This is a genomic window from Streptomyces sp. NPDC127595 (genome assembly GCF_042671685.1).
Classification (GTDB): Bacteria; Actinomycetota; Actinomycetes; order Streptomycetales; family Streptomycetaceae; genus Streptomyces.
This window is the reverse complement of the sequence record NZ_JBHXWK010000001.1, coordinates 1,394,785-1,410,048: the sequence shown is the minus strand read 5'-3', so window position 1 is coordinate 1,410,048 and position 15,264 is coordinate 1,394,785. Positions and strand designations below refer to the sequence as shown.

At 70.3% G+C, this 15,264-nt stretch carries 9 protein-coding genes and 4 pseudogenes; 9 read left to right on the top strand and 4 right to left on the bottom strand.

What is annotated here, in order from left to right:
* Window positions 1–234 precede the first annotated feature (234 nt).
* The 3 genes from ACFVKT_RS06235 to ACFVKT_RS06225 are packed head-to-tail and all read left to right on the top strand — an operon-like array spanning window position 235 to window position 4,858.
* Window positions 235–2,205, top strand: a complete 1,971-nt coding sequence (locus ACFVKT_RS06235; protein ID WP_385728000.1) for an AMP-binding protein — start codon at window positions 235–237, stop codon at window positions 2,203–2,205.
* Complete coding sequence (locus ACFVKT_RS06230) at window positions 2,202–3,605, top strand: peptide ligase PGM1-related protein (protein ID WP_385727998.1); 1,404 nt, start codon at window positions 2,202–2,204, stop codon at window positions 3,603–3,605. Before ACFVKT_RS06235 ends, ACFVKT_RS06230 begins: the two co-directional genes overlap by 4 nt.
* The gene (locus tag ACFVKT_RS06225) at window positions 3,602–4,858 is read left to right on the top strand and encodes a class I SAM-dependent methyltransferase (protein WP_385727996.1); all 1,257 of its coding nucleotides are present in this window, start codon (window positions 3,602–3,604) and stop codon (window positions 4,856–4,858) included. The genes ACFVKT_RS06230 and ACFVKT_RS06225 overlap by 4 nt, the downstream gene beginning before the upstream one ends.
* A 246-nt stretch (window positions 4,859–5,104) precedes the next feature.
* On the opposite strand, the pseudogene ACFVKT_RS06220 reads toward ACFVKT_RS06225, so the two are convergent.
* Window positions 5,105–5,595, bottom strand: a pseudogene (locus ACFVKT_RS06220) (transposase); the annotation flags it as partial.
* 80 nt (window positions 5,596–5,675) lie between these two features.
* On the opposite strand from ACFVKT_RS06220, the pseudogene ACFVKT_RS06215 reads away from it, so the two are divergent.
* A pseudogene (locus ACFVKT_RS06215) lies at window positions 5,676–6,970 on the top strand (IS256 family transposase).
* Between the two features lie 117 nt (window positions 6,971–7,087).
* A pseudogene (locus ACFVKT_RS06210) lies at window positions 7,088–8,658 on the top strand (ISL3 family transposase).
* Window positions 8,659–8,822: 164 nt separating this feature from the next.
* Here ACFVKT_RS06210 and ACFVKT_RS06205 read toward each other — a convergent pair.
* On the bottom strand, window positions 8,823–9,152 hold the full coding sequence (locus ACFVKT_RS06205) for a deoxyxylulose-5-phosphate synthase (RefSeq protein ID WP_385727994.1): 330 nt from the start codon (window positions 9,150–9,152) through the stop codon (window positions 8,823–8,825).
* Window positions 9,153–9,565: 413 nt separating this feature from the next.
* On the opposite strand from ACFVKT_RS06205, the gene ACFVKT_RS06200 reads away from it, so the two are divergent.
* Window positions 9,566–10,117 (top strand): DUF4158 domain-containing protein, encoded by a 552-nt coding sequence (locus tag ACFVKT_RS06200; RefSeq protein ID WP_385727992.1) that lies wholly within the window; start codon window positions 9,566–9,568, stop codon window positions 10,115–10,117.
* Window positions 10,118–10,482: 365 nt separating this feature from the next.
* Window positions 10,483–11,266 (top strand): annotated as a pseudogene (locus tag ACFVKT_RS06195) (IS1380 family transposase); the annotation flags it as partial.
* 371 nt (window positions 11,267–11,637) lie between these two features.
* On the opposite strand, the gene ACFVKT_RS06190 reads toward ACFVKT_RS06195, so the two are convergent.
* Both ACFVKT_RS06190 and ACFVKT_RS06185 read right to left on the bottom strand, forming a co-directional pair.
* Window positions 11,638–12,222: a TMEM165/GDT1 family protein gene (locus ACFVKT_RS06190; protein ID WP_385727990.1), complete on the bottom strand. Its 585-nt coding sequence runs from the start codon at window positions 12,220–12,222 to the stop codon at window positions 11,638–11,640.
* A gap of 419 nt (window positions 12,223–12,641) precedes the next feature.
* Complete coding sequence (locus ACFVKT_RS06185) at window positions 12,642–13,124, bottom strand: hypothetical protein (RefSeq protein ID WP_385727988.1); 483 nt, start codon at window positions 13,122–13,124, stop codon at window positions 12,642–12,644.
* A 102-nt stretch (window positions 13,125–13,226) separates the two neighbouring features.
* Here ACFVKT_RS06185 and ACFVKT_RS06180 point away from each other — a divergent pair, with 102 nt between their 5' ends.
* Entirely contained in the window at window positions 13,227–13,919 is a 693-nt protein-coding gene (locus ACFVKT_RS06180) for a response regulator transcription factor (RefSeq protein ID WP_385727986.1), read from the top strand.
* Window positions 13,916–15,220 carry a sensor histidine kinase gene (locus ACFVKT_RS06175; protein ID WP_385727984.1) on the top strand — a complete coding sequence of 435 codons (1,305 nt, stop codon included), beginning with the start codon at window positions 13,916–13,918 and terminating at the stop codon, window positions 15,218–15,220. Before ACFVKT_RS06180 ends, ACFVKT_RS06175 begins: the two co-directional genes overlap by 4 nt.
* Window positions 15,221–15,264: the final 44 nt, after the last annotated feature.

The following is a 15,264-nucleotide window of genomic DNA, read 5'->3' as shown; positions in this document are numbered from 1 at the left end:
GGAGCACCGCGCATTTCCGCGAGAACGTCTCGCCATTCCCGATGCCCGTGCGCAAATCCCTTGCCCAGGTGGTCGGTTGACGCGCTGTCGGGCGGCGCGATTTCATGAGGGGAACAGCGGGAAGTGGGAGTGCGTCACGCACCCGAAGGACCGACCGTGTGCGGACTGCCACGGCGGGCAATTCCCGGTCTCCGAATCCAGCCGTGTCCGCTACCCAGGTGGTGAGGGAGTTCGATGGAGGCTCAAGCGATCCCGGTCGAGGCGCGGCACGGACCCGCCGCGACACCGGCACCCACGACGCCAGCGCCCGTGCCACCGGCGGGCGACGACGGGACGCTGACCGGCCGGTTCCGGGCGACGGCCACCGCCCACCCGGACCGCACGGCGGTCCGCGGGCGCTCGGGCGCCTACTCCTACCGGGAGTTGGACCGCCTCACCGACGCCACCGCCCACCGACTGGCCGCAGCGGCCCCCGCCGTCGGGCGGATCGCCCTGCTCTGCGAACACGACCTCGGCGCGGTCGTCGGGATCTGGTCGGTCCTCAAGAGCGGCAACGCGTACGTCCCGCTCGACCCCCGCCAGCCCGACGGACGGCTGACTCGGATCCTGGCCGACGCCGACGTGTCCGCGATCGCGTACGACACCCCTCTCGCCCAGCGGGCCCGCTCGCTGGCCCAGGAAACGCCGCTCGTCGAACTGCCCAGCCATCCGGGGACAGGGCCCGCCCCCGAGGGCGGGGAGCCGCGGGCTCCGTTGCCGGAGCCGACCGGCGGCTCGGTCGCCTACCTGCTGCACACCTCCGGCTCCACCGGCCGCCCCAAGGCCGTCGTGCAGAGTCACCGCAACGTCCTCGGCCACGCCCTGGAGTACGCCCGCCGGATCCGGATCGGCCCCTCCGACGAGGTGTCGCTCACGGCGCGCTACACCTTCGACGCCGCGGTCATGGACGTGTTCGGCGCCCTGCTGAGCGGCGCGGGCCTGAACGTCCTGGAGCCGCTGCTCCCTGCGGCGGAGCTGCGCGCCGCGCACCGCCGTGCGGGCACCACCGTGCTGCACTGCACTCCGTCGCTCTTCCGGCACCTGCTCTCCGACCTCAACGACACCGGCGGCACCGACGGCACCGGCAAGACCCTCAGGGCCGCCCGGCGCGACCTCCCGGTGGAAGGAACCCCGTCCCCGGGCGCTGCCCCGGACCCTGACCCGGACCTGGCGTCGGTGCGGGTGGCCGTCCTAGGCGGCGAGGAGGCCGTCGGAGCCGATCTACGACAGTTCCGGCGGCACTTCAGGGCAGATGCCGTGCTGGTCAACGGCCTCGGGCCGACCGAGTGCACCCTGATCCTCCAGCACCGTGCTGGTCCCGCCGACGCCGACCGCCCCTCGGTGCCGGTCGGCCACCCGGTGGAGGGCGTCCGGGTGGAACTCCAGGACGCGGATGGCCGCCCGAGCGCCACGGCCGGCGAGCTCGTGGTGATCGGCGAGCGCGTCGCCCTCGGTTACTGGCGACAGGCCGAGGCGACCGCCGCCGCCTTCGGCACCCGCCCCGACGGTACGCGGTACTACCGCACGGGGGACCTGGTCCGCAGGCTCCCCGACGGATCGCTGGTCCACGACGGCCGCAAGGACCGGCAGGTGAAGATCCGCGGCCACCGCGTCGAGCCGGGCGAGGTGGAGAACCGGCTGCGCGCCCACCCGAGTGTCGCCCAAGCCGCGGTGGTGCTCGACGCACCGCCCGGGAGCGTGCCCCAACTGGTCGCCTACGTCACCAGCGCCGCCGGACTCCCCGCCGAGGAGGACGAGTTGGCCGACTACCTGGGCAGGCAGCTGCCCGAGTACGCCGTCCCGGGGCGCACCGTCGTGCTTGAGCGCATGCCGCTCGGGCCGACCGGCAAACTCGACCGCGCGGCGCTGCCCGCACCGCCCGAGCGGCCCGAACCGGGTAGCGGCCTGCCGACGACACCGGTGGAACGGCAGGTGGCCGGCCTCTGGTGCGACGTCCTCGGCACCGCCGCCGCCGGTGTCGGAACGAACTTCATCGCCGCCGGCGGCGACTCCATCCGACTGCTGGAACTGCTGACCCGGATCAGGGCCGACCTGGGCGTTGAGATCCGGCTCGCCGAATTCCTGCGGGCTCCGACGATCGCCACGCTCGCCCTGCTCGTCGAACGCGACGGCCGGCTCCGGCCGTCCGGGAGGGAACACCAGTGACCCGAGTACTTATCGGCAACGACTTCAGCGAGGACGCGCGCACCGACCGCGGATGGACCGGCTGGTGGGTCCAACGTCTGGCCTGGTTCGCGCGCGAGGGCGACGTCCTCGTGCTTCCGGTGGCGCCCGAGGCCGACTTTCTGGCCTACGTCACCGCGCTGACCGAGGTCCCGGCCGACTCACTGCGCGCGGTGGTCCCGCCGCCGGGCGCGACGGGGACCGGCACGCTCTCCCCGGACCGGCTGGCCGACCCGGTTTTCCTGCGCGAGCTGCGCGAGGCCATCGGCAACCGCCGAGTCACGGAGGTCTTCCCCCTCTGGCCGGACGTCCCGGTCGCCCGGCTGGTGAGGGAGCTCGGCATCGGGGCGGCGCTGCCGGGCTACGGCTTCGTGGACCAGGCCGGCGGCTTGCTGCTGAACAGCAAGTCGGCCTTCCGGGCGATCGCCGGCGGTGCCGGAGTCCCGGTGCCGCAGGGGACGGTCGGCACGAGTGCCGAGGCCGTCGAGCCGACCGTCCTGGAGCTGCTGGCCCTGGGCCATCCGGCCATCGTGAAGCACGACTTCCTCTCCGGCGGCCACGGCAACGAGATCCTCAACTCCAGCGGCCCGGTGCGGCCGGTGGGCGCCCGCCGCGTCGTCGAGGTCCGCGACCGCGACGAGGTCCGCGCCTACCTGGCGGACCGCTGGGAATGGCTCACCGGCGGCGGCCGCAGCCGCCCCGTCGTCGAGCGCTACTACCGCGACAGCTCCGCCTACTTCGCCGAGTTCCTGATCTCCGACGCGGGCATCCGGCTGACCGGCACAGGCGAGCTGCTGTCGGCACCGTACGCGGTGGGCCAGATCATGCCGGCCGTCGGGCTGGAGCCGCACACCTTCGAGCGGCTGGTCGAACTCGGCCGTCGGCTCTGCGAACCGCTGCACGCGCTGGGCTACCGGGGCACGCTCGGCGCGGACGCGATCGTCACCCCGGACGGGGAGGTGCTGTTCACCGAGTACAACGGCCGGGTCACCGGGTCCACCCACATCTACGGGGTGATCGGGGAGCAGGTGGTCGGCCCCGGCTACGGCGAGGACCGGGTGATCCTGGAACGGGTCTGGCCGGAGGGATGGTCGGTCCCCTCCTTCGCTGCGGCCGTCGAGCGCCTAGCCGCCACCGGCACCGGATGGAACCCCGGCACCCGGACCGGCGTCGTCCTGACCAACGCCTTCGACGGCGAACACGGCGTGATGTACTGCATCGTCGCGGCGGACCTGGACGACGCCTGGGCCCGGGACGCCGCGCTGAAGGACGTCTTCGGCGCTCAGGCCTCCCCCGCCGCCGCCCCCACGCTCCACCTCGCCGACCCTCCCGGCACCACCGTCGCCGCCACGACCGCTGCCCTCCCCGGCGGGCGGGCATGAGCACGGGTGCGGACACCAGCCCCGACCCGCGCGCGGACCCGCCGCCGCCCGGTACCGACGGCCCCGGCCGGCCCCCGGCCGTCCGCGAGGTGGTCACCGGCGGCGCGGTGATCCGGGTCCTGGTGGACGACGGCGCACCCGAGGACGTGCCGTCTCCCGCGCCCGCATCGGCGCCGGTGCTCTGGCCGAGCATCGGCGAGTACCCGATCTACGATCCGACCTCCTACCGTGTCCTCGCCACCGACGAGGAACGCAACAGCCGCTTCCGGACGGCCCTCAGCCGACTCGCCCCCGGCCGTACGGTGCTGGACCTCGGAACCGGGCAGGAGCTGGTCTGGGCCCGCGAGGCGCTCAGGGCAGGCGCCCGGCACGTGGTGGCCATGGAGGAGATGCCCGCCTCCTACGCGGGGGCCCTGGACAACCTGCGCGCCCTCGGCCTGGAACGGGAGATCACCCTGCTCAACGGCGCCTCCGGCGCCCTGGAGTCCGGCTCCCGGGCCGAGGTCTGCATCGCGGAGGTCATCGGCTCCCTCGCCGGAGCCGAGGGGGCGGCGGCCGTGCTCACGGACGCCCGCCGGCGCCATCTCGTACCGGGCGGCACGATCGTCCCCGAGCGGGCCGTCACCCTCGCCGCCCCGGCCTGCCTGCGCGGACTGCTCGGGGGCCGTACCCCCGCGTTCTCGCCGGCGGGAGTCACCTATCTGCAACGGATCTTCGACTGGAACGGCGCCCCGTTCGACGTCCGGCTCCGGATCCGGGACCCGGCCGTCGACGCCGTCCTGTCGCCCGGCGAGCCGGTGGAGGTCCTCGACTTCAACGGTGACCTGCTGGTCGGCCAGCACCGGGCGGCGCACCTGGTGATCGACCGCCCCGGCCCGGTCGACGGCATCCTGACCTGGCTGGAACTGCGCTGCCTGCCGGACGGCGAACCCCTCGACGCACTGGCCGTGAAGTCGAGTTGGGCCTCCGTCTACCTGCCGCTATTCGACTCCGAGATTCCGGTTGCCCCCGGCGACACCATCGATCTCGCCTTCACCACGACGCTCAGCGACGACGGCCTCCACCCGAACTATCGCGTGGAGGCGATCCTACGCACCGCGGACGGCGTGATCCGCACGGGTGCCCACCACTCCCCCCACCACGGCACCACCTTCCGGGACCGCCCCCTCTACCGCACCCTCTTTCCCCAGCCCGCCCTGCCCCCAGATCCGCGGCCACCCGCACTCAACACCCCCGCCACCCGGAGGGATTGACCCGCCGCCTCGTCCTGCCCTTGCCGTCCACACTGCCCGTGCCGTCCAGGTGATGCCCGCCTCCCGGCGGAAGACCCCGGCACGGCACACCTGTGGTCCCGGCGAGGCGCCGGGACCACAGGGCAGGGAAGGGAGCCGCGGCGGCCGACCGAGTGGGCGTGGCGCTGTTCCGTTTCGGCGGTCCGCGCGCGGCACGCGATTGAAGACTAAGAGGGCGTTTGATGTAGCCGAATTGCTGCTTACGCCCTAGTAGGTTCCTCGCCAGGTTGGTGCGGTCTCGTCCGTTATGCGATTGGCGAGGTTGTCGATCGAGGCGACGTGGATCATGGCTTCGGAGCTGGCGGTGAGGGTCTCGTAGTCGCGGGCGAGACGTCGGTGTATCATGATCCAACCGATACTCCGCTCTACTACCCATCGCCTTTCACGACGTGAAAGCCGCGAACTCCGGGGTTTCTGTTGACGACTTCGACGTCGATTCCGAGCTGCGCGCCGTGCTCGACGACGGCCTTCTTGAAGCCGGTGTCGACCCAGCTCTTGGAGATGGTCGGGTACGTCTTCTTCGCCTGGTCGAGGAGGCGTATTCCCAGCGCGTTTTCGGAGAGGCTCGCGGCGGTGACGGTCACAGCGAGGATCAGGCCGATGGTGTCGGCGAGGATGCCTCGTTTCCGACCGACGATCTTCTTCGCGGCGTCCGTTCCCTGGCTGGTCACGGGCACGTTGGTGGAGGTCTTCACGCTCGGGACTGTCCTAAAGATTGTGTATGCCCCAGTGCAACCCAGATGGCATGAGGTGTGGCCTCTGCCGGGAAGGATCACGCATGGGGATCAAGGACGAACGCCCCCGCGACAGCGCGAACATCGTACGGACGGGGGCGGTGTTGGCGAGAGCGGCCCAACTGGACCGGGATCTGGCCGAGCAGTTGATCGAGCGGGCCCGCCGCGAGGGGGTGAACCTGGTAGGCGAGGGCGGGCTGCTGTCGAGGCTGGTCAAGCTGGTCCTGGAAGGGGCTCTGGAGGCCGAGATGACCGAGCATCTCGGCTACGAGAAGGGTGATACGACCGGCACCGGCTCGGGCAACTCCCGCAATGGAACCTCCCGCAAGACGGTGCTGACCGACGTCGGTCCGATCGAGCTGGACATTCCCCGGGACCGGGCCGGGTCCTTCACGCCGGCCGTGGTGCCCAAGCACTCCCGGCGGGTGCAGGGCTTCGACGCCGCGATCCTGTCGCTGTACGCCAAGGACCTGACCACCGGGAGATCCAGGCCCACCTGGCGGAGATCTACGACGTCGACGTATCCCGGGACCTGATCTCCCGAGCCACCGACAAGGTCAGCGAGGAACTGAACGCCTGGCGCAACCGCCCGCTGGACACCGTCTACGCCGTCGTCATGATCGAGGCCATCGTCGTGAAGATCCGCGACGGCGCAGTTGAAAACCGCCCCGTCTGTGTCGCCGTCGGGATCAATCTTGAGGGCGAGCGGGACGTGCTGGGCATGTGGTTCGGCACCGGCGGCGAGGGTGCCAAGACCTGGATGACCTGGCTCGCGGAACTGAAGAACCGCGGCGTCCAGGACGTCCTGATCGCCTGCTGCGACGGGTTGAAGGGCCTGCCGGAGTCCATCGGCAACATCTGGCCCATGGCCGACGTCCAACTGTGCGTGGTCCACATGGTCCGGGCCAGCTTGAAGTACGCCTCCACCAAGCACTGGGCCCGGATCGCCAAGGAACTGCGCCACGTCTACACCGCACCGACCGCCGACGGGGCCCGCTTCACCGAGTTCGAGGACGTCTGGGGCGCCAAATACCCGCCACTGGTGGCGGTCTGGCGTCGCAGCTGGGAGCACTTCGTGATGTTCCTACGGTTCCCGCCCGAGATCAGAAAGATCGTCTACACCACCAACATGATCGAGAGCCTGAACTCCCGGTTCCGCCAGGCCACCCGCCGACGCGGCCACTTCCCCGACGAGAACTCGGCCCTGAAGGTGCACTACCTGGTCATCCGCGACCGGCAGCCCAACCGGCCCAACGCCACCGGCAGAACCCGCAACTGGAAGGAAGCCATCAACACCCTCGCCGGCTACTACAGCGACCGCGCCACCGACCACCAGTAAGCAAGCAGAGCACCGGGCTTACACAAAGAAAAAGGCTCTGGCCCGTAATCGGTGGTAGCGAAGGGTGACGTTTGTCGTTGGCATGGTGTGCGCGATGTCAATGAGCTTGTGGCGGTGGTGTTTTCAGGATTGTCGGCCCTGGTCATCGAGGGGGTGATGGGCGAGGGTGAGCTCATCCGGGTGTCGGCGCGGACCCGGGACGATCCGGTGCCGTGCCCCGCGTGCGGGACGCGAACAGCGCGGGTGCACGGGTTTCATGGGCGGGTGCTCGCGGACGTGCCGGTGGACGGACGGCGGATCGTCGTCTCGGTGCGGGTCCGCCGCCTGGTGTGCCCGGTTCTCGACTGCCCGCGGCAGACGTTCCGCGAGCAGGTTCCCGGCGTCGTGGAGCGCTACCAGCGCCGCACCAACCGCCTGACCAACCAACTGAACTCCGTGGTCAAGGAGTTAGCGGGCCGGGCGGGCGCCCGCCTCTGCCGCGTTCTGGCCTGCGCGATCTCCCGCTCGACCGCCCTGCGCATGCTCATGCGCCAGGTGGTGACGCCGCTGCGCGTCCCGCGCGTGCTCGGCGTCGACGACTTCGCACTCAAACGCCGGCACCGCTACGCCACTGTGATCATCGACGCCGAAACCGGCGAGCGGATCGACGTCCTGCCCGACCGCACCGCCCAGACCCTGACCACGTGGCTGCGCGAGCACCCCGGGGCCCAGTACGTCTGCCGCGACGGCTCCGCGACCTACGCCGAAGCGATCCGCCAAGCCCTCCCCGAAGCGGTACAGGTCAGCGACAGGTGGCACCTCTGGCCCAACCTGTGCAGCAAGGTCCTGGCCGAAGTCCGCTCCCACGCCGCCTGCTGGGCCACCACTGTGAACCCCACCCGACCTGGGGGCGTGCGCGAGCAGACCACCCGCGAGCGCTGGCAGCGGGTCCACCATCTGCTCGACCGGGGCGTCGGCCTCCTCGAATGCGCCCGCCGCCTCGATGTCGCCCTGAACACCGTCAAGCGGTACGCCCGCATGAACTCGAATGCGCCCGCCGCCTCGATGTCGCCCTGAACACCGTCAAGCGGTACGCCCGCATGAAGGAGCCCACCGGCGACCGCCGCGCGCCCCGCTACAAGCCCACACTCGTCGACCCCTACCGCGACCACCTGCGCCGACGCCGAATCGAAGACCCCGCGGTGCCGGTCACTCACCTCCTGCGCGAGGTCAAGGAACTGGGCTACACCGGCAGCGCCAACCTCCTGGTCCGATACATCACCCAAGGCCGCGCCGAGGGCGACAAGCCAGTCACCACCCCGCAGCGTTTCGCCCGCCTCCTGCTCACCCGCCCCGAAAACCTGCGCGACAAGGACACCGCACTACTACGGGAACTCGTCAAGGTCTGCCCCGAGCTCACCGAACTCACCCGCCTCACCGGCGAGTTCGCTCAGTTACTGACCCCAGCGGAGGGCAACGACGCCAAACTCACCGACTGGATCACCACGGTTCGCGCCGTCGACCTGCCCCACCTGCACTCCTTCGCGAACGGCCTCGAACTCGACCGCGCCGCCGTCGACGCCGGCCTCACCCGCCCCTACCACAACGGCCGCACCGAGGGCGTCAACACTCGAACCAAACGGATCATGAGACAGATGCACGGCCGAGCCGGGTTCCCCCTGCTCCGCCACCGCATCCTCCTCCAATGATCACTACGCGGCGCTACCACCGACTACGGGCCAGAGCCGCTCGCTTTACAGACCCAGGGGCTGGTCGACCGCATCACCCCGCCCACGCCTGTACGCCCTTGGTCACGCAACTATGACTGAGCGCTCGCGTTGGCCGGTTGAGCGTTCGGTCTCCAGGCTGTCCATCACCCCGCGTCCCGCCGGGTGAGCGCGTGTGCGATCGGCTCGCCACTACGCTGCGCGTACGTCATCCGTTCGCGTACCTCACGCAGGGTCCGGGGACGATATCCAGGCCCGCCACAGCAGCTTTTGTGGAATCTCACACCGGCGTTCAGCAGCACCGTCAGTGTTCGCCACGCCGCGACATCCCGCCGCCGAGGCACGGCGAACGCCGAACCTGCATGGATCAGCGGCTCCGCACAGCGGGGACAGGTCCGCTGTCTCGTTCTGTCGTAGGGCTGCTTGTAGGAGGCCCGGCAAGAGAGGCAGACGTACGAGGTCTTCGCATGAGCCATGCGCTCAAGCCTAGAGATCATCCTGGGCGTCGACCAGTGAATTGAAGGAGATCGAGAGTCCAGGCAGGAACGTCGGCGGGCCTTCCAGACTCGACTGGCGAACTCAGGAGTTGTCACTAGCGGGTGTCGAGCGAGCTGGCAAAAGGGATCGGTCGGAGCATCCTGATTGTCACAGGCGAAGCATCCGTCTTGTCACACACGCTCATTTCCGCCTGTCACCGCGGCCCGCACTACGCTAGCGTCAAGTCCATGATGTACGGCTCAACGGCACCCACGGCGCAGGCAAGACGGCCCCGGTGTCCTAGCCCAGACACCAGCCGCAAAGTAGGTTGCGGGTAGCCGGATGCGTCCCGTTTCCCGGTCCCGGGCGCCGTCGTTGGTCTGATCAAGTGATCGAGGCCAAAGGGGCAGGCATGCGGCAAGAGTGGTCGCCAGAGGAGCTGCTGGCGAACTGGACGCTGGTAGACGGCGACTGGGACCTGATGGCGAACAAGAGCGGGACGACCCGGCTCGGCTTCAGCCTGTTGCTGAGCTTCTTCGAGCTGGAAGGCCGGTTCCCCGATGTGCTGGGAGAGGTCCCGCCATCTGCGGTGGAGTACGTCGCCGAACTGCTGAAGGTCCCGGCCACCGACTTCGCGAAGTACACGCTGATCGGCCGGACCGCCGAGTACCACCGCAAGCAGATCCGCGGGGCCCTGGGGTTCCGGCCGTCGACAGTCGCAGACGAGAAGGCCCTGGCCGAGTGGCTGGCCGTTGAGGTCTGTCCGGTCGAGCTGGTGGGGGACCGGCAGCGCGAGGCCCTGCTGGTCGAGTGCCAGGCCCGGAAGATCGAGCCGCCGGGCCCGACCCGGGTTGAGAAGGTAGTCGTCGCGGCGCGGGGCAAGTGGGAGAAGACGCTCTGCGCCCCCACGATCAGCCGCCTGGGCGAGGCGGGCACGGCTCGGCTGCTGTCGCTGGTGGCTTAGGACAACGAGGCGGGGACCGCCCTGCTGGCCGCGCTCAAGCGCGACCCCGGCGCGGTCGGCCTGGACTCCCTGCTGACGGAGATCACCAAGCTGAACGACGTGCGCAAGCTGGGGCTGCCCGACGGGTGGTTCGCGGACCGCTCGGAGAAGCTGGCAGGCGCGGGCGATCAAGATGTACCCCTCGGACTTCCGCGACACGAGCGAGGACGTACGGATCACCCTGCTCGCGGCGCCGTGTTCGTCCCGTCAGGCGGAGATCACCGACGCCCTGGCCGACCTGCTGGTCGCTCTGGTTCACAAGATCAACGCTCGTGCCGAGCGGCGGGTGGAGAAGCAGCTCACCGCCGAGTTGAAGAAGGTCCCTGGCGCACTCCGAGAAGCAGGATGCCACCGCGACCTGGAAGAAGACCTTCGGCCATCACCCCCTCGTCGCGTTCGTCGACCACGGCGAGACCGGTTCCGGGGAACCGGTGGCCGCGCTGCTTCGGCCCGGCAACGCCGGCTCCAACACCGCCACCGACCACATCGAAACCGCCCAACTCGCCCTGACCCAACTGCCGAAACACCTGCGGCGGGGCCGCCAGACCTTGATCCGCACCGACTCCGCCGGCGGCACCCACGCCTTCCAAGGACTGGCTCACACGGCCGGGCCGGTGGCTGTCGCATTCCCTCGGAATGACCATCACCGACACCCTCCACCAAGCCGTCCTGAAGATCCCGAAGAAGGCGTGGACACCGGCCTACGACGCAGGCGGCACCGAGCGACCCGGCGCCTGGGTCGCGGAGATCACCGACATGCCCGACCTGCGCACGTGGCCGAAGGGCATGCGGCTGGTCGTCCGCAAGGAACGCCCGCACCCCGGCGCCCAGTTGCGCTTCACCGACCTCGACGGGCTACGGCTCACCTGCTTCGCGACCAACACCCAAGGCGGCCAGGTCGCCGACCTCGAACTACGCCACCGCAGACGGGCCCGCTGCGAAGACCGCATCCGAAACGCCCGCGCCACCGGACTGCGCAACCTCCCCCTGCACGACACGGCCCAGAACCGGATCGGGCTGGAGATCGCCTCCCTCGCACTCGACCTCCTCGCCTGGATGCCCATGCTCGCCCTGACCGGCCAAACCCGCCGCTGGGAACCCAAAAAGCTCCACGCGGGGACCGTCGACGGAACCACTGACGATGGGCGCCCGGTGCCGGTGCCCGTGGAGGGATCTCCGGATTTCGTCGGCGAGTTGGGCCTGGGCAGGCATCATCAGGCAGTGCCTGTCCAGCCTCTGTCTGACGTCGGTGTGACCGCTCGCCGGAGTTCGCCTCCGGCGCGCAGGGCGGCAGCGAGTGCGACTCGAATCGGTAGGGGTGTATCGGTGAACTACTCCGCGCACCATGCAGGAGCGGTGTGCGGAGTAGCCATCCCACGGTCGCGGCCCGCCACCAGCGCGGACAACTGCCCTGCGCACTCCGGCAGTTCACGCACCGCACGGAACACGAGCGAGCGGTCGCGGTCGCCTCCTCAGGTAGGTCACGCAGTGAACACCTCGACCAGCGACCAGACGGCGAGGACGAGCATGCACATGCCACCGATGCGCTGGACCTTCTTGAGGGGTACGCGCTTGGCGATGAAGCGGCCGGCGAGCAGTGCGAGCGCGGAGACGGACATGAGGGCAACAGACGAGCCGATGGCCGTGGACCAGGTGCCGTTTGTGGCGGCCAGATTGGCGGTGGTGATCTGCGTGAGGTCGCCCCACTCGCTGATGAAGACAGCCATGAAAGCAGTCGTGTACACGGGCCAGAAGCCGGTGACGGCCTTACCGCCGGCGTCCTCCTCCGCGTTGTCTTCTCCGCCGCGCAGCAGCATGAAGGCGCCGAAGGCGAAGAGGACGGCGGAGATGAGCTTGACGAGCCAGTCGGGCAGGAGGCCGATGGCACCGCCGGCGCCGACAGCGATGGCGACATGCACGATGAACGCACTTGAGGTGCCGAACCAGACGTAAAGGGGGCGCATGCGAGTGCCCATGGCCAGCGACGCGAACATCGTCTTGTCCGGGAGCTCGGCGAGGAAGATCAGCCCGAAGGCAGTGATGATCGCCAGAAGGTCGAGATGCATTCCGGGTGGCTTTCTATAGGGACCGGGCCCCGGATCTTCGCGAAGCGCCCTGTGCGGGGCGACGGGAGAACCCAAACGGCCCGGTATGACGGTTGCGCCGCACATAGTGCGGGCGCGTCAGTACCTGGCCGAAGGTCTCGCCCGCCCGCATGATCACACGGGCCCGGCCACCGGGAACCCGAGGGTTCCAGCGTGTCGACGACCGGTTTGCGGGGCTACTCCCCTTCGCTCCCGCCAGAATACATGGCCCCCGGTCGAGGCTCAGTTGCCGGCGTCACGTCCCGGAGCTGCCCGTACGAGCCGCCGCGTCGCAGCCGGGGCCCATCCGCCTGGCCTGGTCGCCTCAGGGGGCGAGGAACCCGGCGCCGCCCTGTGGACTAAACGGCCCGCCGCTGTATGCGGCTTGGGCATGCGCTTGTTCAGTCGTCCTGTTCCCATGATCCGGCGGGTTGGCCGTTCGCGCACTGCACTCGGAGTTCGACCTTGCCGGCGGCTCCCTCGAACTTCACTTCGGCGTGCTCGTCGGGTCCTCGGTCGACGCTTTCGACGCCGTATCCCTGCGCGGGGGCCCATGACAAGAGCCGCACCGTCGCGCCGTCGCACTGGGCGATGACGGTCCCGCCCGGAGTGGAGAACGTCTTCTTGGCCGCCGTGGCGGCGGGTGTCGGGGTGGTCTGGGCAGGTGTCGGAGTCACGGCGCCCGATGGCTGGCCCGGATCAGCCGACTGCGATGCCTTCGCGGCCGCGAGCTGCCGCTCGACCTGTTGCGGGGTGAGCACCCCGCCCTCGGTGGAGGCAGTGATCCCGTCACCGATGACCTGGACGGCGGCCAGGCCGGTGAGCGTGGCGGCCACGGCGGCGGCTGTCCAGCCGGCCAGGGCGAGGAGCGTGCGGGAAGGCATGCGTACGACTATGCCCCGGCCGTCGCTAAGGACAGCACCGGGGAACCCTAAGGGACGGTTAACGAGGTTGGCGGGGCCGTCGGCTCGGATAGCGTGCCTGCTGTGGTGCGCCTGCTGCTCATCGAAGACGACCCGACGATACGGACACCGCTGATCCGTGCTCTGCGCGAGCGCGATCATGCGGTCGCCGCCGCGCACACCGCGATGAGCGGCCTGCAGACCGCGCTGGACGAGCGTCCGGATCTCGTGGTCCTCGACCTCGGCCTGCCGGATCTGGACGGCATCGAACTGCTGCGCATGTTGCGTGCGGTCAGCTCGATACCGGTGATCATCGCGACGGCGAGGGACGACGAGACGGAGATCGTCCGAGGGCTGGACGCCGGCGCCGACGACTACGTGGTGAAGCCGTTCACCGCCGCCCAACTGGAGGCACGCATACGGGCAGTGCTCCGGCGGGGCCCCAACTCCCCGCAGAGCGCGGCCGCAGCCGTCGTGGGTGACCTGCGCATCGACCCGGGCACCCGCGAGGCGAGCCTTGCCGGCGTCATCCTTGATCTCACCCCCCGCGAGTTCGACCTCCTGCACCATCTCGCCAGTCGGGCCGGGCAGGTCGTCACCAAGCGGGAGCTGCTCACCGAGGTGTGGCGGGTGCCTTACGGCAGCGCCGACAAGACAGTGGACGTGCACCTGTCCTGGCTCCGTCGCAAACTGGGCGAGACCGCGCAGGAACCGCGTTATCTGCACACCGTGCGAGGAGTCGGAGTCCGGCTGAGCGCACCCGTGGACCGCCGATGAGGCGCCGCCTGACGCTGCTCGTCGCGGCCACCATGTGCCTGGCCCTCCTCGCGTTCGTGGTGCCCCTGGCCCTGTTGCTGCGTACGGTGGCGCAGGACCGCGCTGTCGTCACCGCGAGCGCCGATGCCCAGAGCCTTGTCTCGCTGGTGGGGACCGCTGACCCGGACACCCTGCGGATCAGCGTCGAGCACATGGCCGCCGGGTCACGGGCCCCGATCACGGTCTTCCTGCCCGACGGGTCGGTGCTGGGCACACCGGCACCACGCACCAGCGCCGTGCTGCTCGCCGCCCAGGCGGGAGTCAGCAGGACCGTGGAGAGGTCCGACGGCCGCGAGATCGTGGTGGCCGTACTGGGCCGGCCGGACGGCACCGCCGTGATCCGTGCCTTCGTGCCCGCCGCCGAACTGACCCGCGGGGTTACCCGGGCCTGGCTGGTGCTCGTCGGCCTCGGCGTCACTCTCCTGGTGCTCGGCCTGCTCGTCGCCGACCGGCTCAGCCGCGCTCTGGTCGGCCCCATCGCGGAACTGTCCGCCGTGTCCCACCGGCTGGCCGGCGCCGACCTCACGGCACGCGCCCGCCCGGTCGGCCCGCCGGAGCTGCGCGAGGTCGCCGGGGCGCTCAACCACCTGGCCGGTCGGATCCAGGAGCTGCTCCGCGAGGAGCGCGAGCAGGTTGCGGACCTGTCCCACCGCCTGCGCGCACCACTGACTTCCCTGCGGCTTGAGGCCGAGTCCCTGTCCGACACCGACGCGGCCCGGATCGCCGCGCGCGTGGACGACATGGAACGGGCGGTCACCGGCCTGATCAGCCAAGCCCGCCACCGTCGGGAGACGAACCCCGACGCGGCCTGTGAGGCGACCACCTCGCTGCGCGAACGGGTGGCCTTCTGGACCGTGCTGGCCGAGGACACCGGCCGCGCAGTAACCCTCGACGTGTCGGCGAGCGGACCGCTGCCCGTCGGGGTCCCCGCCGACGAACTCGACGCCGCCCTCGACGCTCTGCTGGGCAACGTGTTCGCCCACACCCCCGACGGCACCGCGTTCGCCGTCACCCTGGAGCCCAGGGCCGGCGGCGGAGCGCTGCTGACAGTGGCGGACGACGGCCCCGGCCTGTCGGCCGACCTGGTCCGGCGTGGTGCCAGCCGCGGCGGGTCAACCGGCCTCGGACTGGACATCGCCCGTCGCGTCGCCCAATCCAGCGGCGGGCGGCTGGATTTGGCGACCGGCCCGTCCGGCGGCGCCCGGGTGACGCTGGAACTGGGCCCGCCCTCGTCCGGCCCGGTCCGGGAGGGACAGCCTTAGCCCGCTCTTAGCACTGCCGCAGCGCGGCCCTATCCCGACTCGCG

What these genes read in the sequence shown, in the direction of transcription:
- ACFVKT_RS06175 (WP_385727984.1), top strand. Translation starts at nt 13,916, where the DNA reads ATGAGGCGCCGCCTGACGCTGCTCGTCGCGGCCACCATGTGCCTGGCC.
- ACFVKT_RS06190 (WP_385727990.1), bottom strand. Translation starts at nt 12,222, where the DNA reads ATGCATCTCGACCTTCTGGCGATCATCACTGCCTTCGGGCTGATCTTC.
- ACFVKT_RS06185 (WP_385727988.1), bottom strand. Translation starts at nt 13,124, where the DNA reads ATGCCTTCCCGCACGCTCCTCGCCCTGGCCGGCTGGACAGCCGCCGCC.
- ACFVKT_RS06225 (WP_385727996.1), top strand. Translation starts at nt 3,602, where the DNA reads ATGAGCACGGGTGCGGACACCAGCCCCGACCCGCGCGCGGACCCGCCG.
- ACFVKT_RS06200 (WP_385727992.1), top strand. Translation starts at nt 9,566, where the DNA reads ATGCGGCAAGAGTGGTCGCCAGAGGAGCTGCTGGCGAACTGGACGCTG.
- ACFVKT_RS06205 (WP_385727994.1), bottom strand. Translation starts at nt 9,152, where the DNA reads ATGGCTCATGCGAAGACCTCGTACGTCTGCCTCTCTTGCCGGGCCTCC.
- ACFVKT_RS06235 (WP_385728000.1), top strand. Translation starts at nt 235, where the DNA reads ATGGAGGCTCAAGCGATCCCGGTCGAGGCGCGGCACGGACCCGCCGCG.